16 protein-coding genes are annotated in these 21,571 nt (G+C 63.1%); 13 read left to right on the plus strand and 3 right to left on the minus strand.

The annotated features are described in order from the left end of the window. From ispG to TZ03_RS20360, 7 genes are all read left to right on the plus strand, one after another. Positions 1-1,110 carry a flavodoxin-dependent (E)-4-hydroxy-3-methylbut-2-enyl-diphosphate synthase gene (gene ispG, locus TZ03_RS20330; RefSeq protein WP_051099967.1) on the plus strand — a complete coding sequence of 370 codons (1,110 nt, stop codon included), beginning with the start codon at positions 1-3 and terminating at the stop codon, positions 1,108-1,110. A gap of 25 nt (positions 1,111-1,135) precedes the next feature. After that, positions 1,136-2,425, plus strand: coding sequence for a histidine--tRNA ligase (hisS, locus tag TZ03_RS20335; RefSeq protein WP_051099968.1), 1,290 nt, complete (start codon positions 1,136-1,138; stop codon positions 2,423-2,425). A gap of 39 nt (positions 2,426-2,464) precedes the next feature. Continuing rightward, complete coding sequence (locus tag TZ03_RS20340; protein ID WP_051099969.1) at positions 2,465-3,106, plus strand: tetratricopeptide repeat protein; 642 nt, start codon at positions 2,465-2,467, stop codon at positions 3,104-3,106. Beyond that, positions 3,107-4,249: an outer membrane protein assembly factor BamB gene (bamB, locus tag TZ03_RS20345; protein WP_051099970.1), complete on the plus strand. Its 1,143-nt coding sequence runs from the start codon at positions 3,107-3,109 to the stop codon at positions 4,247-4,249. A gap of 117 nt (positions 4,250-4,366) precedes the next feature. Continuing rightward, entirely contained in the window at positions 4,367-5,830 is a 1,464-nt protein-coding gene (gene der, locus TZ03_RS20350; RefSeq protein WP_051099971.1) for a ribosome biogenesis GTPase Der, read from the plus strand. 210 nt (positions 5,831-6,040) lie between these two features. After that, entirely contained in the window at positions 6,041-7,189 is a 1,149-nt protein-coding gene (locus TZ03_RS20355; RefSeq protein WP_051099972.1) for a pyridoxal phosphate-dependent aminotransferase, read from the plus strand. Next, positions 7,177-7,968, plus strand: a complete 792-nt coding sequence (locus TZ03_RS20360) for an amidohydrolase (protein ID WP_051099973.1) — start codon at positions 7,177-7,179, stop codon at positions 7,966-7,968. The genes TZ03_RS20355 and TZ03_RS20360 overlap by 13 nt, the downstream gene beginning before the upstream one ends. Positions 7,969-8,076: 108 nt before the next feature. Here TZ03_RS20360 and TZ03_RS20365 read toward each other — a convergent pair whose 3' ends face one another. Beyond that, complete coding sequence (locus tag TZ03_RS20365; RefSeq protein WP_051099974.1) at positions 8,077-10,632, minus strand: PepSY domain-containing protein; 2,556 nt, start codon at positions 10,630-10,632, stop codon at positions 8,077-8,079. Between the two features lie 258 nt (positions 10,633-10,890). Further along, entirely contained in the window at positions 10,891-13,173 is a 2,283-nt protein-coding gene (locus tag TZ03_RS20370; protein WP_051099975.1) for a TonB-dependent receptor, read from the minus strand. Between the two features lie 221 nt (positions 13,174-13,394). Between TZ03_RS20370 and TZ03_RS20375 the strand changes: the two genes are divergently transcribed. Both TZ03_RS20375 and TZ03_RS20380 read left to right on the plus strand, forming a co-directional pair. Further along, positions 13,395-14,075, plus strand: coding sequence for a Fe2+-dependent dioxygenase (locus TZ03_RS20375; RefSeq protein ID WP_051099976.1), 681 nt, complete (start codon positions 13,395-13,397; stop codon positions 14,073-14,075). A gap of 3 nt (positions 14,076-14,078) precedes the next feature. After that, positions 14,079-14,828 carry a tetratricopeptide repeat protein gene (locus TZ03_RS20380; protein WP_051099977.1) on the plus strand — a complete coding sequence of 250 codons (750 nt, stop codon included), beginning with the start codon at positions 14,079-14,081 and terminating at the stop codon, positions 14,826-14,828. 237 nt (positions 14,829-15,065) lie between these two features. Here TZ03_RS20380 and TZ03_RS20385 read toward each other — a convergent pair whose 3' ends face one another. Continuing rightward, on the minus strand, positions 15,066-16,229 hold the full coding sequence (locus TZ03_RS20385) for a type III PLP-dependent enzyme (RefSeq protein WP_051099978.1): 1,164 nt from the start codon (positions 16,227-16,229) through the stop codon (positions 15,066-15,068). Positions 16,230-16,723: 494 nt separating this feature from the next. On the opposite strand from TZ03_RS20385, the gene TZ03_RS20390 reads away from it, so the two are divergent. The 4 genes from TZ03_RS20390 to TZ03_RS20405 all read left to right on the plus strand — a co-directional run. Then, complete coding sequence (locus TZ03_RS20390) at positions 16,724-17,221, plus strand: RNA polymerase sigma factor (RefSeq protein ID WP_051099979.1); 498 nt, start codon at positions 16,724-16,726, stop codon at positions 17,219-17,221. A 20-nt stretch (positions 17,222-17,241) separates the two neighbouring features. Then, positions 17,242-18,204, plus strand: coding sequence for a FecR family protein (locus tag TZ03_RS20395; protein ID WP_051099980.1), 963 nt, complete (start codon positions 17,242-17,244; stop codon positions 18,202-18,204). A 108-nt stretch (positions 18,205-18,312) separates the two neighbouring features. Continuing rightward, entirely contained in the window at positions 18,313-20,742 is a 2,430-nt protein-coding gene (locus tag TZ03_RS20400) for a TonB-dependent siderophore receptor (protein WP_051099981.1), read from the plus strand. A 264-nt stretch (positions 20,743-21,006) separates the two neighbouring features. Then, a partial coding sequence (locus TZ03_RS20405; RefSeq protein ID WP_051099982.1) for an IS1182 family transposase occupies positions 21,007-21,571 on the plus strand: 565 nt, incomplete at its 3' end.

A 21,571-nucleotide genomic window follows, 5' to 3' on the forward strand; every position in this document is an offset into this window, starting at 1 on the left:
ATGCACGGCGAATCTCCGATCAAACGTCGCGAATCCCGCAAAATATGGGTCGGCAATGTGCCGGTGGGTGGTGATGCGCCCATCGCGGTGCAGAGCATGACCAACACCGACACCAATGATGTGGCCGCCACCGTGGCGCAAATCCAGCGCCTGGTCGATGCCGGCGTGGACATCGTGCGGGTTTCGGTGCCAGACATGGACGCCGCCGAGGCGTTCGGCAAGATCAAGCAACTGGTCAGCGTGCCGCTGGTCGCCGATATCCACTTCGACTACAAGATCGCCCTGCGCGTAGCCGAACTGGGCGTCGACTGCCTGCGTATCAACCCGGGCAATATCGGCCGCGAAGACCGTGTGCGTGCGGTGGTCGATGCCGCCCGCGACCGCGGTATCCCGATCCGTATCGGCGTCAACGCCGGTTCCCTGGAAAAGGACCTGCAGAAGAAGTACGGCGAGCCGACCCCGGCAGCTCTGGTCGAGTCGGCCCTGCGCCACGTCGAACACCTCGACCGCCTGGACTTCCAGGACTTCAAGGTCAGCGTCAAGGCCTCCGACGTGTTCATGGCCGTCGAAGCCTACCGCCTGCTGGCCAAGCAGATCGTGCAGCCGCTGCACCTGGGTATCACCGAAGCCGGTGGCCTGCGTTCAGGGACGGTGAAATCCGCCGTCGGCCTCGGTATGCTGCTGGCCGAAGGCATTGGCGATACCATCCGTATCTCGCTGGCGGCCGACCCGGTCGAAGAAGTGAAAGTCGGCTACGACATCCTCAAGTCGCTGCACCTGCGCTCGCGTGGCATCAACTTCATCGCCTGCCCGAGCTGCTCGCGGCAGAACTTCGATGTGGTCAAGACCATGAACGAGCTGGAAGGGCGCCTGGAAGACCTGCTGGTGCCGTTGGACGTGGCGGTGATCGGTTGCGTGGTCAACGGCCCGGGTGAAGCCAAGGAGTCCCATGTGGGGCTGACTGGCGGCACGCCGAACCTGGTCTACATCGATGGCAAGCCGGCGCAGAAGCTGACCAATGACAACCTGGTCGATGAGCTGGAAAAACTCATCCGCCAGAAGGCGGCCGAAAAGGTCGAAGCCGACGCGGCGCTGATCGCCCGTGGCTGACACACAGAATTCGTAAGGACTTTTCGTGAGCAAATCGCTGCAAGCCATCCGTGGCATGAACGACATCCTGCCTGAACAGTCGCCGCTGTGGCGCTACTTCGAAGGCACCGTGGCCGGCCTGCTGGACACCTACGGGTACAGCCAGATCCGCACGCCGATCGTCGAGTTCACCGAGCTGTTCAAGCGCTCCATCGGTGAAGTGACCGACATCGTCGAAAAAGAGATGTACACCTTCGAGGACCGCAACGGCGATTCGCTGACCCTGCGCCCCGAAGGCACAGCCGCCTGCGTGCGTGCCGTGCTCGAGCATGGCATCACCGGCAACGGCCAGGTGCAGAAGCTGTGGTACATCGGCCAGATGTTCCGCCACGAGCGCCCGCAGAAAGGCCGCTACCGTCAGTTCCACCAGATTGGCGTGGAAGTGTTCAACCTGGACGGCCCGGACATCGATGCCGAGCTGATCATGCTGACCTGGCGCCTGTGGGGCCTGCTGGGCATCCAGGATGCGGTCAAGCTCGAGCTCAACAGCCTGGGCACCAGCGAAGCCCGTGCGCGCTACCGTGATGCGCTGGTCGAGTTCCTTTCGGCGCGCCTGGAGCAGTTGGACGAAGACAGCCAGCGCCGCCTGAAGAGCAACCCGCTGCGCATTCTCGACAGCAAGGACCAGAACACCCAGGCGGTGCTGGTCGGCGCGCCGAAGCTGGAAGACTACCTGGACGAAGAGTCCCGCGTGCACTTCGAGGGTCTCAAGGCCCGCCTCGACGCCGCTGGCATTCCGTTCGTGATCAACACCAAGCTGGTGCGTGGCCTGGACTACTACAGCAAGACCGTGTTCGAGTGGGTCACCGACAAGCTCGGCGCCCAGGGCACGGTGTGCGCCGGTGGCCGCTACGATGGCCTGGTCGAGCAGATGGGCGGCAAGCCGACCCCGGGCGTCGGTTTCGCCATGGGCATCGAACGCCTGATCCTGCTGCTGGAAACCCTGGGCAAGGTGCCAGAATCCATCAGCCGCCAGATCGACGTCTACCTGTGCGCCTTTGGCGAGCAGGCGGAGCTGGCTGGTCTGCGCCTGTCCGAAGGCCTGCGCGACCGCCTGCCAGGCCTGCGCCTGGCGGTGAACGCCGGTGCTGGCAGCTTCAAGAGCCAGTTCAAGAAGGCCGACAAGAGCGGCGCACTGTTCGCCCTGATCCTCGGTGACGACGAGCTGGCCAAGCAAGAAATCGGCTTCAAGCCCCTGCGTGGCCAGGGCGAACAACAGAACATTGCCTGGGATGCTCTGGCAGAGCACCTGGAAACCGCGATCGCGCAGGCGTAACGCGGTTCAACAAGCGAATAGGCGAAAAGGAGTATTGGGGTGTCGAGTAGCGATGATGATGATCTGGCAGGGATCAAGGACTGGTGGAACCGCAACGGCAAGCCGCTGCTGACCGGTGCCCTGCTGGCCGGTGTGGTGGTGTTGGGCTGGAATACCTGGCACAAGTACCAGAACAACCAGTCGCAAGGTGCCTCGCAGCTGTACCAGGCCTTGCTGGAAACCAGCCTGACGCCGACTGGCCAGCCTGATGCGACCAAGGTCGCGGAGCTGGCCGGCAAGCTCAAGAGCGAGTTCGGCGGTACCGCCTACGCCCAGTACGGCAGCCTGTTCGTGGCCAAGGTCGCGGTCGAGAGTGGCAAGCTCGACGACGCTGCCGCCGAGCTGAAGGGCGTGCTGGACAAGCCGGCCGATGCCACCCTGGGCGAGATCTCGCGTCAGCGTCTGGCACGCGTGCTGGCCGCCCAGAACAAGGCCGAGGATGCCCTCAAGCTGCTCGACGGCGACGCCGACAAAGCCTTCCTGGCCAGCCGTGAAGAGTTGAAGGGTGACCTGCTGGTACAGCTGGGCCGCGCCGACGACGCGCACAGCGCTTACGAAAAAGCCAAGGCTGCGCTGTCCGATGAGGCGGCGGTCGGTGGCCTGCAATTGAAGCTGGATGACCTGGCCAAAGGGGACGCGTAAGTGATCGGTTGGAAACAAGCAGCAGTGCTGACCCTGGCCGTACTGGCCGCAGGTTGCAGCAGCAACAGCAAGAAGGAACTGCCCCCGGCCGAGCTGACCAAGTTCACCGAAGAAGTGGTGTTGAAGAAGCAGTGGAGCCGTTCGATCGGCGACGGCCAGGGTGAAACCTACAACACCCTGGTACCGGCCATCGAGAACGACCGTATCTACGCCTCCGACGTCAACGGCGAAGTCTTCGCCCTCGACCGTATCACCGGCGACGTGGTGTGGAAGAAGGACCTGGACCTGCAGGTTTCCGGTGCTGTCGGCGTAGGCTACGGCCTGGTCATGCTCGGTACCCTCAAGGGCGAAGTCATCGCCCTGGACTCCAGCACCGGTGAGGAGCGCTGGCGCTCCCGCGTGACCAGCGAAGTGCTGGCTCCGCCTGCCAACAACGGTGACGTGGTGGTAGTGCAGACCCAGGACGACCGCCTGATCGGCCTGGATGCCGCCACTGGCGACCGCCGCTGGATCTACGAAAATACCCCGGCCGTGCTGACCCTGCGTGGCACCGGTGCGCCGATCGCCACCAATCGCCTGGCCGTCGCTGGCCTGTCCACCGGCAAGGTGGTGGCGGTGGACATCAACAACGGTGTACCGGTGTGGGAAAGCCGCGTGGCTATTCCGCAGGGCCGTTCCGAGCTTGACCGTGTGGTCGATATCGACGGTGGTCTGCTGCTGTCCGGTGGTACCCTGTACGTCAGCACCTACCAGGGCCGCGTAGCGGGCCTGGACCTGGAAAGCGGCCGCGTGCTGTGGCAGCGTGATGCCTCCAGCTATGTGGGTGTCGCCCAGGGCTACGGCAACGTCTACGTCAGCGAAGCCTCGGGTACCGTCGAAAGCGTCGACGAGCGCTCTTCCAGCGCCCTGTGGACCAACGACACCATGGCCCGCCGCCAGCTGTCGGCACCAGAAGTGTTCTCCAGCTACGTAGCGGTGGGTGACTTCGAGGGTTACCTGCACCTGCTGAGCCAGGTCGACGGCCGTTTCGTCGGCCGTGAGCGGATCGACAGCGATGGCCTGCGCGCCCGCCCACTTGTGGTCGGCGACACCATCTACGTCTTCGGCAACAGCGGCAAGCTCGAGGCACTGACCATCCGCTGAAGCTATGCTTGAAGCCTTGATGGGCTTCAAGCCGCGGCGTAGGACACGCCGCCCGAACTCCGGCCGCTGCCTTGCAGCGGCCTTTGCATTTTCAAGAATTCAAGAGTGGAGAGCCGAATGGTTCCCGTAATCGCCCTGGTGGGCCGCCCGAACGTCGGCAAATCCACCATGTTCAACCGCCTGACCAAAACCCGCGATGCCATCGTCGGTGACCTGTCGGGCCTGACCCGTGACCGCCAGTACGGTGATGCCAGCTGGCAGGGTCGTTCCTTCATCCTGATCGACACCGGCGGTATTACCGGTGACGAAGTGGGCATGGACGAGAAAATGGCCGAGCAGTCGCTGATGGCCATCGAAGAAGCCGACTATGTGCTGTTCCTGGTCGATGCCCGCGCCGGCATGACCGCCGCCGACCAGATGATTGCCGAGCACCTGCGCAAGCGCAACAAAGAGGCGATCCTGGTCGCCAACAAGATCGACAACATCGATGCCGATGTCGCCCGCGCCGAGTTCTCGCCGCTGGGCATGGGCAACGCCATTCCGGTGGCTGGCTCCCAGGGCCGCGGCATCAACGCGCTGATGGAGACCGTGCTCGGCCACCTGCCGCGCGACCAGGTCGAAGAAGCGCTGGACGCCGAAGTCGCCGAAGGCGAAGAGGCAGTGCGCATCCCCGGCCCGAGCGAGAAGGATGGCATCAAGATCGCCATCATCGGCCGCCCCAACGTCGGCAAGTCGACCCTGGTCAACCGTATGCTCGGTGAAGAGCGTGTGGTGGTGTACGACCAGCCGGGCACCACCCGCGACAGTATCTACATCCCGTTCGAGCGCGATGGCGAGAAGTACACCTTCATCGACACTGCCGGCGTGCGCAAGCGTGGCAAGATCCACGAGGAAGTCGAGAAGTTCTCGGTGGTGAAGACCCTGCAGGCGATCAAGGACGCCAACGTGGTGATCTTTGTCATGGATGCCCGTGAAGGTGTGGTGGACCACGACCTGAACCTGCTGGGCTTCGCCCTGGAAGCCGGGCGTGCCATCGTCATTGCCCTGAACAAGTGGGACGGCATGGAGCCAGGCGAACGTGACTACGTGAAGACCGAGCTGGAGCGCCGGCTGTTCTTCGTCGACTTTGCCGATATCCACTTCATTTCCGCCTTGCACGGTACTGGTGTGGGCCACCTGTACAAGTCGGTGCAGGCTGCGTTCAAGTCGGCGGTGACCCGCTGGCCGACCAGCCGCCTGACGCAGATCCTCGAAGATGCCGTGAGCGAGCACCAGCCGCCGCTGGTCAACGGCCGCCGCATCAAGCTGCGCTATGCCCACCTGGGTGGGGCCAACCCGCCGCTGATCGTTATCCACGGCAACCAGACCGAGAAGATTCCGAAGTCGTACTCGCGTTACCTGGAAAACACCTACCGCCGCGTGCTGAAGCTGGTCGGTACGCCGATCCGCATCGAGTACAAGGGCGGTGAGAACCCGTACGAGGGCAAGAAGAACACCCTCACCGATCGCCAGGTCAACAAGAAGCGCCGCCTGATGTCGCACCACAAGAAAGCCGAGAAAAAGCGCCGCGACAAGCGCTGATTCCGCGCCAGCTTCTTCGCGGGCTTGCCCGCTCCCACAGGTACGGCGCTGTCCTCTAGGATTGTTCGATCTGTGTAGGAGCGGGTTTACCCGCGAAGAGGCACTTTTATCCAGCGCAATACCCCCATTGTTTCAACCTTTTTCCTGACCGCTCGATCCGCTATGCTCGGACTCCACCCGTGCCGGATAAACCCCAGGAAAGAGGGCTCCATGATCCGCAGCAAACTGCCGAATGTCGGCACGACCATCTTCACCACCATGTCCCAGCTCGCCGTGCAGACCGGCGCGCTCAACCTGTCGCAAGGTTTCCCCGATTTCAACGGCCCGCAGGCGCTGCTCGATGCAGTTGGCCGGCATGTGGCCGCCGGGCATAACCAGTATTCGCCAATGACCGGCCTGCCGGCCCTGCGCCAGCAGGTGGCGGCCAAGATCGCGCGGCTGTATGGCGCGCAGGTGGATGCCGACCAGGAAGTGACCATCACCCCAGGTGCCACCGAGGCGATCTTCTGCGCCATCCAGGCAGTGGTGCATGCCGGTGACGAGGTGATCGTCTTCGACCCTTGCTATGACAGCTATGAGCCTTCGGTGGAGTTGGCCGGTGGCCGCTGCGTGCATGTGCAACTGAGCGACGGCGACTTTCGCATCGACTGGCAGAAGTTCAGCGATGCCCTGAGCCCGCGCACGCGCATGGTCATCCTCAACTCGCCGCACAACCCCAGCGGCGCGCTGATCACCCGCGAAGACCTCGACCAGCTGGCCCGACTGATTGCCGACCGCGATATCTACCTGGTCAGCGATGAAGTGTACGAACACCTGGTCTACGACGGCGTGCGCCATGCCAGCGTGCTGGCCCACCAGCAGCTGTACCAGCGCGCCTTCGTGGTCAGCTCGTTCGGCAAGACCTACCACGTCACCGGCTGGAAGACCGGCTACGTGATCGCCCCGCCGGCGCTCAGCGCCGAGCTGCGCAAGGTGCACCAGTACGTCAACTTCTGCGGGGTGACGCCGCTGCAGTGCGCACTGGCCGACTTCATGGCCGGGCACCCCGAGCATGTCGATGAATTGCCGGCCTTCTACCAGGCCAAGCGCGACCTGTTCTGCGGCTTGCTGGAAGGCTCGCGCTTCAGTTTCACCCGCACTGCGGGTACTTATTTCCAACTGGTGGATTATTCGCGGATTCGCCCGGACCTGAACGATGTCGACATGTCGCTGTGGCTGACCCGCGAGCACGGCGTGGCGACCATCCCGGTGTCGGTTTTCTACCAGCAGCCCATCCCCGAGCAACGCCTGGTGCGCCTGTGCTTTGCCAAACGAGAGGAGACGCTGCGTCAGGCAGCGGAAAGACTATGCGCGATCTGAGCACACTGCCGAACCTGAAAATCGCCCTGGTGCAGACCACCCTGGCCTGGCACGACCGCGAGGCCAACTATGCGCACTTCGAGGTGCTGCTGGAGCAGGTGGGCGAGGTCGACCTGGTGATCCTGCCGGAGATGTTCACCACCGGCTTTTCGATGCAGTCGGAAAGCCTGGCCGAGCCGGAGAATGGCCCGACCTACAAATGGCTGAAGGCTCAGGCGAAGAAGTACAACGCGGTGATCACCGGCAGCGTGATCATCCAGGCCGCCGATGGCAGCCACCGCAACCGCCTGCTGTGGGCGCGGCCGGACGGCGAGATCCTGCACTACGACAAGCGCCACTTGTTCCGCATGGCCGGTGAGCACAAGCACTACACCCCCGGCGAGCGCCAGGTGCAGTTCGAGCTCAAGGGCTGGCGGGTTCGCCCGCTGATCTGCTATGACCTGCGCTTCCCGGTGTGGAGCCGCGATGCCCAGGACACCGATTTGCTGCTGTACACCGCCAACTGGCCAGCAGCGCGCCGCCAGCACTGGAACCGCTTGCTGCCGGCGCGGGGCATCGAGAACCTGTGCTATGTGGCGGCGGTGAACCGGGTGGGTACCGATGGCAAGGGCTTTGCCTATTCCGGTGACAGCCAGGTGCTGGACTTCCAGGGTGAGAGCCTGCTCAGTGCCGGCGAGGCCGATGGGGTGTTTACCGCTGTGTTGAGCGCGGTGGAGCTGGCAGCCTACCGAGCCAAGTTCCCGGCCAATTTGGATGCCGATACCTTCGAGCTGCACTGACAGCAGGGCCGGCCTCTTCGCGGGTAAACCCGCTCCTACAACGACCGCGATCATTGTAGGAGCGGGTTTACCCGCGAAGAGGCCGGCGCCGGTTACATCAATTGCCAATCAATACACATCCCGCCGATACCGCCCATCCTCGATCAACTGCTGCACAGCGGCCTCCCCAAGGATGCCATCAAGCGCCGCATCCACCCCCGCAGCCATGCCTTGCAGGCTGCCGCAGACATACACACAGGCGCCATCCGCTACCCAGCGCTTGAACTCCTCGGCCTGCTGCAGCAGCACATCCTGCACATACACCTTCTCGGCCTGATCGCGAGAGAACGCCAAATCCAGCCGTGCCAGGTCGCCGCTGGCCAGCCAGCCTTGCAGCTCCTCACCACACAACAGGTCATGCGCGCGATTACGCTCGCCAAACAGCAGCCAGTTGCGCTGCTCACCTGCATTCACCCGCGCCCGGATCAGGCTGCGCAGGCCCGCCAGGCCGGTGCCGTTGCCGATCAGTATCATCGGTGCAGCGCTTTGCGGCAGGTGGAAGCCGCTGTTGCGCCGCAGGCGCAGGCTCAAGGTGCCGTGCAGCGGCAGGTACTCGGTCAGCCAGCCGGAGCCCAGGCCCAGGTTGCCATCGGTATGGCGCTCCTGGCGTACGATCAGTTCCAGCACGCCATCGCTGGCGATCGAGGCGATGGAGTATTCGCGGCTGCCGATTGGTACCAGCGCATCGACCAGCGCTTGCGGCTGCAAGCCGATCAGGTGATCGCGACGGGCCGGCAACTGGCGGCCAGCCAAGGCTTGGGCAAGGGTTTCGTCCAGGCCATTCACTTGCACCCGGGTGCTGGCGTCCAGTGCCATGCCGTTGAGGAACGCGTCGATCCGTGGCTGGCCATTGAGCGGCAGGATTTCCACCAGGTCGCCGGCTTCCCAGCTGGCGGGCTGTTCCGGCTGCAGGCCAAGCAGGTACACCGGCTGGCCCTGGCTGCCCGGGTTGAGCAGTTCGCGGCGCACCAGCGACCAATTGCCAAAGCTCGGCGGCTGCCAGGCGGCTACCGGCTGGGCACCAGTCAGTTGCGCCAGTTCCTGGTGCCACTGCTGCAGGGCGGCCTGGTCGGCGTTGTCCACTTCCACCGGGCTGAACGCGCTGCTGGCACCACGCTCACCCAGCCATGCCTGCAGGCGGCGGGCGAAGCCGCAGAAGTGCGGGTACTGGCGGTCGCCGAGGGCGAGCAGGGCATAGTTGAGGTGGTTCAGCGCCCAAGGCTGGCCGAGCACCTTGCGCTCGAAGGCGCGGGCGCTGTCAGGGGCTTCGCCATCGCCGAAGGTGCTGACCACGAACAGCACGCGGCGGGCCTGGCGCAGGTCGTTCTCACCCAGCTCGGCCAAGGCGCGCACCTGCACCGGCAGGCCGGCTGCCTGCAGTTGCCCGGCGCTCTGCCAGGCCAACTGTTCGGCAAAGCCGCTCTGGCTGGCAAAGCCGATCAGCCAGCTGTCGCCGCTGGTGCTGCCGCTGGCAACGTTGCCACGCGCCGCGCGCACCTGGCGTTTCTTGCGGCGGCGGTCGAGGTACAGCAGCCAGCCAGTGACGAAGAACAGCGGCATGGTCAGGCTGGCGATGGTGACGATGATGCGCCCAGGCAGGCCGAAGTATTCGCCTACGTGTAGGGCATAGACGCTCTGCAGCAGCTGAGCCTTGAAGGATTTGTCGGTATAGCGGTCATGTTTTTTCACCTGGCCGGTGGCCGGGTCCAGTACCAGGGTGTTGAAAGCACGTGGATGGGCAGCGTTCTCCAGCAGGTAGAACAGGTTGGCCGGTTGGCCGCCGACCGGTGGCAGGCGCAGGTTGTAGGCGGCCAGGCCTGGGCCGGCAGCGTCCTTGAGGTTGGCCCAGATCGCGTCGTAGTCGACTACCAGTGGCGGGGCGTTCTTGTCGACTTTCTGCGGCCCGTGGCGGCCACGGCCTTCGCCGCGTTTTTGCTGCTGGCCGGCGGCCGGCGCGTCGGCCAGCAGCTTGTTCAGGCCTTCGCGATACCACTCGTAGGACCAGAACAGCCCGGTCAGTGCGAACAGCAGATAGAACAGCAGGCACCAGGTACCGGCCACGGCGTGCAGGTCCCAGTTGAAGGCCCGGCCTTTCTTGGCCCAGTCGAAGGTCAGCCAGGTGCGCCAGTCCAGCGCCTTGCGCGGCCAGCGCATGTACAGGCCGGAGAGGCAGAAGAACACCAGCATCAGGGTACAGGCACCGGTGATCTGCCGGCCCGTGTCGCCCATGGCCAGGAAGCGGTGCAGGTTGAGCATGAGGTTGAAGAAGCCTTGCCCGGCCACGTCACCCTTGAGCTCGCCGGTGTAAGGGTCGGCATAGCGCAGCGCGCCGCGGCGTTCGCCCGGCGGCGGCATGAAGAAGACTCGTGCGGCGTTGCCTTCGCGCACGTCGACCCACAGCATCGACACCTTGTCGTGTTGCTGGGCCTCGACCCGACGGACCAGTTCGGCTGGCGGCAGCACGCCTTCGGCGCGTACTTCTACCTTCAGTACATCGGCATTGAACGCGCGCAGCAGCTCTTCCTGAAACGAGTACAGGGCCCCGGTGATGCCCATCAAGGCCAGCACCAGGCCAGCGGTGATGCCAAAGAACCAGTGCAATTGGAACAGCGTCTTCTTCACCACATCTCTCACCTTGTATTGCTGCCGCTAGCTGCGCGGCGGGCATTATGCCTTGATACGCAAAAGCCCCGCTCACTGGAGTGAACGGGGCCGGGGTGGGCTTCTTTCAGTGGAAGCCTGTACTGGCCTCTTCGCGGGCTCGCCCGCTCCCACAAGTACGCCACAGGATTTGAGGACTGTGGTGTCCCTGTGGGAGCGGGCGAGCCCGCGAAAGGGCCGGCACAGGCACAGCCCAATCAGCGGATCAACCCATTCCCGACATCAGAAATGCACGCTGGTGGTCAACAGTGCAGTCCGCCCGGCCGCCTGGTTGGCGAAGTGGGTGGAGTAGGCCTTGTCGTAGTACGTCTCGTTGGTGAGGTTCTGCACGTTCAGTTGCAGGTCGATGTTCTTGGTCAGTTTGTAGGCGGCCATGGCGTCGTAACGCACGTAGCTGTCGACCATGGTGGTGTTGGCCACGCTGCCGTATACGTCATCCACGTAGAACGCACCGCCACCGATAGTCAGCTTTGGCGTGATGGAGTAGGTAGTCCACAAGCTGGCGCTGTTGTTCGGGGTGTTTGGCAGTTGGTTGCCGTCGTTGGCTTTGTTCAGCGGGCCGCCGTCGATCTGACGTGCCTGCAGGTAGGTATAGCCGGCGAATACCTGCCATTTGTCGGTGATCTTGCCGCTGGCTGACAGCTCGATACCCTGCACGCGGGTTTCGCCGACGTTTTCGTAGGTGGTGCTGTCCACCTGTACGCGGGCGTTCTCCTTCTCGGTACGGAAGAGCGCCGCTGCCAGCGACAGGCGTTCATCCAGCAAGTCCCATTTGGTACCGATTTCGTAGTTGGTGGTCTCTTCCGGTTCCAGGTCGCTGCCCAGAACATTGCCGCTGCGGTCGGTGGTGCCTGGCAGTGTGTTGGTCTCGGTACCTTCGCCGAGCATTGCGCCTGGCGGGGTCGCGGAGGTGGCATAGGAAATATAGATGCTACCGTTCTCGGCAGGCTTCCAGACCAGTCCCAACTGGCCTGTGAAGAATTCACTCTTGTCGCGACCCTTGGTGGGTACGCCGTTCTTGTTTACGACGGTTGCGCCGCTGGCGTCGTAGGTACGGAACTTGGTATCGAAATGGTCGTAACGCAGGCCCATGTTCAGCAGCCACTGGGGCGTCAGCTCCAATGTGTCGAAGGCATAGATCGCTCGAGTCTTGCCGCTGGTCTTGGTGCCGGCGTAGTTGCGCGAGACCGTGCCGTTCCAAGTGTCGTCCGGGTTAGGGTCGCTCAGCGAGGTGCAGCTACCGCCATTGCCAGGACCGGTACAGGTGAGTTTGCTGTTTGGCGTGACGGTGTAGCTCTGGCGGTCGGACTCTTCTTTGGTGAGTTCGATACCGGTCGAGAAATTGTTCTTGAAGCCCCCGACGAAGAACTCGCCGAACAGGTCGGTTTGGTTGGTGGTGGTGGCGGTGTTGCCCACACGGGTGTTGGCACGACGCCATACACCGTTGTTGTTCACGTTACCGGCACTGTCGTCAGGCTGGGTCAGGACATAGTCCTGCATGCTGTTGCCATGGCGCAGGGTGTTCTTGATGGTCAGCGAGTCAGTCAGGTCGTGCTCGATGGCGAAGGTGGCGATGTCCACGCGGCTCTTGCGGAAGTCGCGACCGGTCAGACCGTAGAAGTTGTCGCTGTCACCACCATCGACCGGTTTGCTCGGATGTGCCGAAGTACGGGCGTTGCTGCCGGCAACTGGAATGCTGTACGGGATGCCCGAATCCGGCAGGTCGTCGCTTTCCAGGTGGTAGTAGTCAAGGTTGACGCGAGTCGGCGTGCCCAGGCCGAAGGCCAGCGACGGGGCGATACCCCAGCGGTCGTAGTTGACCTTGTCGCGGCCGGCAACGTTGCTTTCATGGGTCATCAGGTTCAGGCGGCCGGCAATGGTATCGCTGAACTGGTAGTTGCCATCGAAGGTATAGCGCTGGGTCTGGTCGCTGCCCCAGGTCCAGGCGCCGTCCAGCGAGTTGCCCAGGTGTGCACGCTTGCTAACCAGGTTGATGGTGCCGCCCGCGGCGCCACGGCCACCGATGGCCGAGTTCGGGCCCTTGGCTACTTCCACCGACTCGATGGCGAAGATTTCGCGGGTTTGCGCGCCAGTGTCACGCACGCCGTCCAGGTAAGTGTCACCTTGGGCGTCGAAGCCTCGGATGAACGGCCGGTCGCCTTGCGGGTTGCCGCCTTCGCCGGCACCGAAGGTAATGCCCGGCACGGTGCGCAGGGCGTCCTGCAGGGTCAGGGCGTTGGTGTCCTTGATCACTTGCTGCGGGATCACGGTGACCGAACGCGGGGTGTCCACCAGCGGCGCGGTGTACTTCGGCGAGGAGGCCTTCTCGACCTTGTAATCGGTGCTGGCCTGTTCAGCCTTGCCGTTGACGCTGGTGGCGTCGAGGGTGATTGCGCTGCTGGCAGCCGGGTCGGCGGCGTAGACCGACGAGGCGCTAAGGGCGACACCGATGGCAGACACGATCAGGCGTGGTGAGCTCACTGCAGATGGTACGTACTGGCGCATTGCTAAGGACCTTCCCCAAGGTATGAAGGCCGCGGATCTTAATGTAAGCAATTGTGACTAACAATTGAGAGTCGTTACCATTCGTGAAGAATTTACAATCTTTACAATTTGGCTTTACATTTTTTTCACGCTGAAACGTCTAAGGGGCAAATGGGGCTTGTGAAGCGCAAAAGGGAATCAATATCATTGGCGCCTTTACACTTCCTAACGGTGCTGCCGCCATGCTGCTTCACATCCCCGACCTGTTCGACGCCGATGAACTGGCCCGCATCCGTGAGGCGCTGGAGCAGGCCGATTGGGCCGATGGCAAGGTCACGGCCGGCTATCAGTCGGCCAAGGCCAAACACAACCTGCAGTTGCCGGAAGGGCACCCGCTGGCCAAGGAGATCGGCGCTGCGTTGATCGAACGCCTGTGGAAAAACCCGCGCTTCATGTCGGCGGCCTTGCCGCACAAGGTGTTCCCGCCGTTGATCAACTGCTACCGCGAAGGCGGCAATTTCGGGTTCCACATCGACAATGCCCTGCGTCAGCCCAAAGGCAGCCCGGAGCGGGTGCGTACCGACCTGTCTTCCACGCTGTTCCTCAGTGACCCGGACAGCTATGACGGTGGCGAACTGGTGATCCAGGACACCTATGGCGTGCAACAGCTCAAGCTGGCCGCCGGTGACCTGGTGCTGTACCCCGGCACCAGCCTGCACAAGGTCAACCCTGTGACCCGTGGCCAGCGTTACGCCGCGTTCTTCTGGACCCAGAGCCTGGTGCGCGAGGACAGCCAGCGGGCGCTGCTGTTCGAGATGGACAATGCCATCCAGCAGCTGACGGCCGATGTGCCGGACCATCCGTCGCTGCTGCAACTGACCGGTACCTACCACAACCTGCTGCGCCGCTGGGCCGAGGTCTGAGCCGTGTCCTATCAGTTGCGGCGTGAGGAAGTGGTGGATGTGGCCGGCTTGCAGGCCATGCTTGAACACAGCCCCGGCAAGGCCGCCCAGGCGATCCTGGCGGCGGCAGGGCAGGGCGCGGTCGAGGCGCAGTTGTTGCTGGGGCAGATTCTGCTCGACGGACGTGGTATCGAAGCGGATGCCTGTGTGGCCCGGCGCTGGTTCGAAATTGCCGCGCAAGGCGGCAGTGCCATGGCGCACAACATGCTCGGGCGCTGCCTGGAACATGGCTGGGGTGGCGAAGTGAGCTTGGCTCAGGCGGCCGTTCACTATGCCCGCGCGGCTGATGCCGGGTTGGACTGGGGCCTCTACAACCTGGGCAACCTGCTGGCCACCGGGCGCGGGGTACCGGCCAACCAGGCGCAGGCACTGATGTGTTACGAGAAGGCTGCGCACCTGGGGCATGCCAAGTCGATGAACCTGTACGGGCGTTACCTGGAGCAGGGCATTGCCACGGCACCTAGCCCGGCGCGGGCGGTGCGCTGGTATCGGCGCTCGGCCGAGGCGGGGGATTTTCGCGGGATGTTCAGTTTGGCGCTGGTGCTGGTCGAGCGGGGTGACCTGGCAGAGGCCGGTCGTTGGCTGGAACGGGCGCGGGTTGAGGGCAACATGAATTTCCTGCGTGCTGCCCTGGTGACTTTGCAGGGGGCGGGGCCGGTGCTCATGGCCTTTGCGGGGCGCTATGCCGAGGAAATCGAACGGCGCGGGGAGTGAGGGTGCCTGTGCTGGCCCTATCGCCGGCAAGCCAGCTCCCACAGGATCGCATCAGGGCTGACAGATGCTGTGGCGAGCACCTGGCAACCCTGGTGCCTTTGCCAGAAACCATAGAATCTCCCACAGGTACTGCACAGTATTTGAAAGCTGTGAGGACTCTGTGGGAGCCGGCTTGCCGGCGATAGGGCCGGTACAGGACAGCACAAATGAAACGGGGCCTTGCGGCCCCGTTCTGCATTACAGGTAGTAAGCCTTCAGCGGCGGGAAACCGTTGAACTCTACTGCGCTGTAGCTGGTGGTGTAGGCGCCGGTCGACAGCCAGTACAGGCGGTCGCCGATGGCCAGATTCAGCGGCAGGCCGTACTTGTAGTGCTCGTACATGATGTCGGCGCTGTCGCAGGTCGGGCCGGCGATGACCACTTCTTCGGTTTCGCCTTTCTTCTCGGTCCAGATCGGGAACTTGATCGACTCGTCCATGGTTTCGATCAGGCCGGAGAACTTGCCCACGTCGGTATAGATCCAGCGCTCGACGGCGGTACGCGACTTGCGTGCTACCAGCACCACTTCGCTGACCAAGATACCGGCGTTGGCGATCAGCGAACGGCCTGGCTCGAGGATGATTTCCGGCAGCTCGTCACCGAAGTCTTCCTTGAGGAAGCGGATGATCTCTTCGGCGTAGGTTTCCAGGCTGTTGGTACGGGTGATGTAGTTGGCCGGGAAGCCGCCACCCATGTTGATCAGCTTCAGCTCGATGCCGTCTTCTTCCTTCAGGCGCTCGAAGATCACCTTGACCTTGGCGATGGCCGCGTCCCACACGCTGATGTCGCGCTGCTGCGAGCCGACGTGGAAGGAGATGCCGTATGGCACCAGGCCCAGGTCGCGGGCGAGGATCAGCAGGTCCATGGCCATGTCGGTCTGGCAGCCGAATTTACGCGACAGTGGCCAGTCGGCAGTGGTGGAACCTTCGGTCAGGATACGCACGTACACTTTCGAGCCCGGCGCGGCCTTGGCGATGTTGCGCAGGTCGGCTTCCGAGTCGGTGGCATACAGGCGCACGCCCTTCTCATAGAAGTAGCGGATGTCCTTGGACTTCTTGATGGTGTTGCCGTAGCTGATACGGTCGGCGCTGACGCCGCGCCCCAGTACCTTGTCCAGCTCGTAGATCGAGGCGATGTCGAAGCTCGAACCTTTCTCTTTGAGCAGGTCGATGATCTCCACGGCCGGGTTGGCCTTGACCGCGTAGTAGACCTTGGCGAATTCGAAACCGGCGCGCAGGTCGTCATAGGCCTGGCTGATCATCTGGGTGTCGATGAGTACGAACGGGGTTTCCTGCTTGTCGGCGAACGCCTTCATTTTCTGGAAGGTGTCACGCGCGAAATAGTCTTCGACCTGGATCGACATGCTCAGGGACTCCATGGGCAAACTGAAAGATTAAGTGGCTGCAAACTGAACGTCCTCCGTATCCCCACTTTGGTTCGCCTACTCAGTACTTGAGCCGGATGGATCGTTTCCAGCATGGACGTTCGGCGCGCACTTTAGGGCGTGAAGAATGCAGAATCAACAGGCAATCCGGGCGTGATCGACGTGGATCGACGACCAGCCATTTGAATAACCGACTCGTGTGACCGGCTGATGTTCCCCGCGAGGTTTCAAACGTAAAAAATTGTGGAATGGACCGCGTTGGGCCCTTCGCGGGCAAGCCCGCTCCTACAGGGTTTTCGCAAATCCTGTAGGAGCGGGTTTACCCGCGAAGGGGCCAGCGGTGTTCATATTTATGGCCACATTTTCCTGGTACCCCCGTACAGGAAAGTACGCATAAATTTTTTGTTACCGACTGGCGGATTTGCTGGTTTTTATGAGAACCATTACTATTCGCAACCTTATCCGCCTCCCTGATGACCCCGACCGTGTCCGGACCCAAAGGCTTCCTCGACCACTACCATGAGCTGATCGGCACCTGGACGCGCAAGCTGCGCAGTCGTCAGCAGGCCGAGGACCTCACCCATGATGCCTTTGTCCGGGTCCTGGAAAACCCGCGCGAGCGGGTCGAGCAGCCACGCGCCTACCTGCACCAGACCGCACGCAACATTGCCGTGGATGGCTTCCGCCGCGAAGACCGGCGCCAGGCCCTGGAGCTGGAAGCTTTCGATGAGGGCGCGTCTGGCAGTGGCGACCCGGAGGCCTACGTGCATGCCCTGGAGCTGGCCGACAGCGTCGAGCGGGCACTGGCCGAACTGCCGCTCAACTGTCGGCAGGTGTTCATCTGGCAGAAGCTCGAAGGCCTGACCCAGGCCGAGATCGCCGAGCGCATGGGGTTGAGCAAGAACATGGTCGAAAAGTATATGATTCGCACGCTCCGGCACTTGCGTGAGCACCTGGATGTGTCGGCATGATGAGTCAGGAGACCTTTTCGATGAAACAGCACGGTACCGATACCGTCCGCGAGCAGGCGGCCGCGTGGTTCGCCCGCGTGCAGGATGCGCCTCGGGATGCCGGGCTGCAGGCACAGTTGCGCGCCTGGCTGGAGAGTGATGCGCGGCACCGTGAGGAGTACGAGCAACTGGCCCGCGTGTGGCAGGCCGCCGACTTCATCCCCCGCCAGCGCCTGGAAGCATTGTGCCAGCCGGACCCGGTGCGCCAGTTGCCACGCCGGCGCTTCGTACGCCAGGCCTTGGCCGCCAGTGTGGCGCTACTGGCCTTGGGCCTGGGCTGGGGCGGCTGGCACTACCAGCAACTGAACCACCAGGGCAGCCTGCAGACCGCCTTCGGCGAGCGTCGCCAGGTGGATCTGCCGGATGGCTCGCACCTTGAACTCAATGGCAGTACGCAATTGCAGGTCGACTTCAGCGCCGGCCAGCGGCATATCCGGCTGAGCGCGGGGGAGGTGATGTTCACCGTCGCCCACGACAGCGGCAGGCCGTTCGTGGTCGACACCGCCCAAGGCAGCGTGACCGTCACCGGTACCCGCTTCGACGTACGCCTGGACCCGGCCAGCACCCGCGTGGCGGTGGAGCAGGGTTCGGTTCGTGTGCAGGGCCAGGGCGCTTCGCTTGCACAACTGACGGCCGGCCAGGGCTCGCATATCGATGTGCACGGCAAGGTGGCCGCACCCTACGCGGTCGATACTGCCGCCCTGACCGCCTGGCGCCAGGGCAAGCTGGTGTTCGACAACGCCACCCTGGCCGAGGTGGTGGCCGAAGCATCGCGCTACCGCAGCCAGCCGTTGCGGGTCGCCCCCGGTAAAGTCGCTCAGTTGCGCTTGTCCAGCACCTTCAGCACCGACGATACCGATGCGCTGCTGCGTGCCTTGCCGAGCATCCTGCCGGTGGCCATCAAGGCCCATGAAGACGGCTCCCGCGAAATAATCGCGAAATAGATTCAGGTTTTTTTTCGCTCGTTCGTCTTCCTCGCCAGCTGCAACTGCCAAGCATTTTCATTTGCAAGCGGTTGGCGTTTATTCCGTACTCCAGGATGTTTCGACGACGTGAAAAACAACAAACCTTTCCCACGCTTCCGCGCCCTGGCGCTGGCCCTGGCGGTCAGCGCGGTGGCCGTCAACAGTCAGGCCGCCGAGGCCGGCAGCACCATCCAGATCCAGGCCCAACCGTTGGCTTCGGCGCTGAACCAGCTTGGCCAGCAGACCAACCTGCAGCTGTTCTTCAGCCCCGAGCTGGTGGCTGGCAAGCAGGCCCCGGCGGTGTCCGGCAACCTGGCGCCGGTGCAGGCACTGCAACAGTTGCTGCAAGGCAGCGGGCTGACCTTCGAGATGTCCCAGGACACTGTCGTGGTAAAGCCGTTGCCGACTACCCTCGACCTGGGCAGCGGTAGCCTGGAGCTGGCGCCCACCGACATCAAGGTGGTCGGTGACTGGCTGGGCGATGCCCAGCAAAGCGTCGTGCACAACCACCCTGGCGCGCGCACCGTGGTGCGCCGCGAGGCGATGGTAGAGAAGGGCGCGATGAACGTACGCGATGTGCTGCGCGGCATCCCGGGTGTGCAAGTGCAGGACTCCAACGGCACCGGCGGTAGCGACCTGTCGCTGAACGTTGGCGTGCGCGGCCTGACTTCGCGCTTGTCGCCGCGCTCCACGGTGCTGATCGACGGCATCCCTGCCGCCTTTGCGCCGTATGGCCAGCCGCAGCTGTCGATGGCGCCGATTTCCTCGGGCAACCTCGACAGCATCGACGTGGTGCGTGGCGCAGGCTCGGTGCGCTATGGCCCGCAGAACGTCGGCGGGGTGATCAACTTCGTCACCCGGGCGATCCCGGAAAAGGCCTCGGCCGAGCTGTCCACCACCCTGGAAACCTCCCAGCACGGTGGCTGGAAGCACACCGAGTCGGCCTTCGTCGGCGGCACGGCGGACAACGGCATGGGCGTGGCGCTGCTGTACACCGGGGTGAATGGCAACGGCTACCGCGAAAGCAACAACGGCAACGACATCGACGACGTCATCCTCAAGACCCACTGGGCGCCAACCGACGTCGATGAGTTCTGGCTCAACTTCCACTACTACGATGGCCGTGCCGACATGCCCGGTGGCCTGACCCAGGCCCAGTACGACAGCAACCCGTTCCAGTCAGTGCGTGACTACGACTACTTCGCCGGCCGGCGCAAGGATGTGTCGTTCAAATGGCAGCGGCAACTCGACGACGCCACCCAGCTCGAAGTGCTGACCTACTACACCGACAGCTTCCGCGGCAGCGCCATCGCCGCGCGGGACATGAAGACCCTGTCATCGTACCCGCGCAATTACCACACCTTCGCCATCGAGCCGCGGCTGTCGCGCATCTTCTTCGCCGGCCCGACTACCCAGGAAGTCAGCGTGGGTTACCGTTACCTGAAGGAGGCGATGCGCGAGCAGTCCACCCGCCTGGCGCTGATCGACAACGTACCGACCGTGACCCCGACCTCCGATGGCCACGTGTTCCAGGACCGCAGCGGCGGCACCGAGGCCAGCGCCTACTACATCGACGACAAGATCGACGTGGGCAACTGGACCATCACCCCGGGCATCCGCTTCGAGCACATCAACACCGACTGGCGCGACCGCCCGGTGCTCGGCGCCAACGGCCAGCCAGTGCCGGAGAAGAACCGCAGCATCACCAGCAACGAGCCGCTGCCGGCGCTGAGCGTGATGTACCACATCTCCGATGCCTGGAAAGTGTTCGCCAACTACGAAACTTCGTTCGGCAGCCTGCAGTACTTCCAGCTGGGCCAGGGCGGTGCCGGCGACAGCACGGCCAATGGCCTGGAGCCGGAAAAGGCCAAGACCTACGAAATCGGCACGCGCTATGACAATGGTGGTTTCGCCGGTGAGTTGACCGCGTTCTACATCGACTTCGATGACGAGCTGCAGTACATCAGCAACGACGTGGGCTGGACCAACCTCGGGGCGACCAAGCACCAGGGCATCGAGGCTTCGGTGCGTTATGACCTGGCGGGGCTGGACCCGCGCCTGGACGGGCTGTCGGTGAGTGGTGGCTATACCTATACCCGCGCTACCTATGAAGGGGAAATTCCTGGCTTCAAGGGGCGTGACCTGCCGTTCTATTCACGCCAGGTGGCCACGGCCGGGGTGCGTTACGCGGTCAATCGCTGGACCTGGAACCTGGATGCCTACGCCCAGTCCAAACAGCGCGCGCCGGGTACCGGGATCAATGCCGATGGCAGCTTCAACGGTAACTACATCACCGAGCCGAGTGCGGACGGGCAGTATGGCGACATCCCGGGTTATGTGACCTGGCATGCCCGTGGCGGCTATGACTTTGGCCCGGAACTGTCCAACCTGAAGCTGGCGGCGGGGGTGAAGAACCTGTTCGACAAGCAGTATTTCACCCGCTCCAGCGACAACAATGCCGGCCTCTATGTGGGTGAGCCACGGACCTTCTATGTGCAGGCCAGTGTAGGGTTCTGACATTTGCGCTGGTCCTCTTCGCGGGCTTGCCCGCTCCCACAGGTACAGCGCAGGCCTGGAGGCTTGTGGCATTCCTGTGGGAGCGGGCGAGCCCGCGAAGAGGCCGGCACAGGCAGCCATTTTTAGGGCTCTGATCAGAGATTGCCGGGGCCGCTTTGCGGCCCATCGCGACACAAGGCCGCTCCCACACAGGCTGTGTGAAAACCTGAAATTTTGAGCCAGCTCCTGAAAAATGCCCCGCATCAACGATGCGGGGCATTTTTCATGGCGTACATTCAGGGCGAACCACGGAATCAGACCAGCCTGTTTCCAGTCTCGATTGATGAGCTTATCCCGGCCGATCATCTGGTGCGCGTCATTGATGCGTACGTTGCCCGAATTGATCTGAAGGTGCTGGGCTTCGACAAGGCCGAGCCCAAAGTGAATGGACGCCCGCCTTACAACCCCGCTGATTTGCTCAAGCTGTACCTATACGGCTACTTCTACCAGATCCGTTCTTCCCGTCGCCTTGAAGCCGAATGTCAGCGCAATGTCGAGGTCATGTGGTTGCTCAACCGTCTTGCTCCTGACTTCAAAACCATCGCTGATTTCCGTAGAGACAACACTGTGGCGTTTTCAGCCACCTGCCGTGCTTTTGTGCAGTTCTGTCGCGGTGCGGGCTTGGTCAAGGGGGATCTCGTCGCAATTGATGGCAGCAAATTCAGAGCCGTAGCTTCCAATCGCCGCCATGTCAGCACCAAACATCTCAAGCGGGACCTGGAAAAGCTGGATCAACGTATTGCTCGTTACCTGGCGACCCTGGATGAGTCGGATCAGAGTGAAAGTGCCG

Source organism: Pseudomonas sp. 10-1B (assembly GCF_000935045.1).
GTDB lineage: Bacteria > Pseudomonadota > Gammaproteobacteria > Pseudomonadales > Pseudomonadaceae > Aquipseudomonas.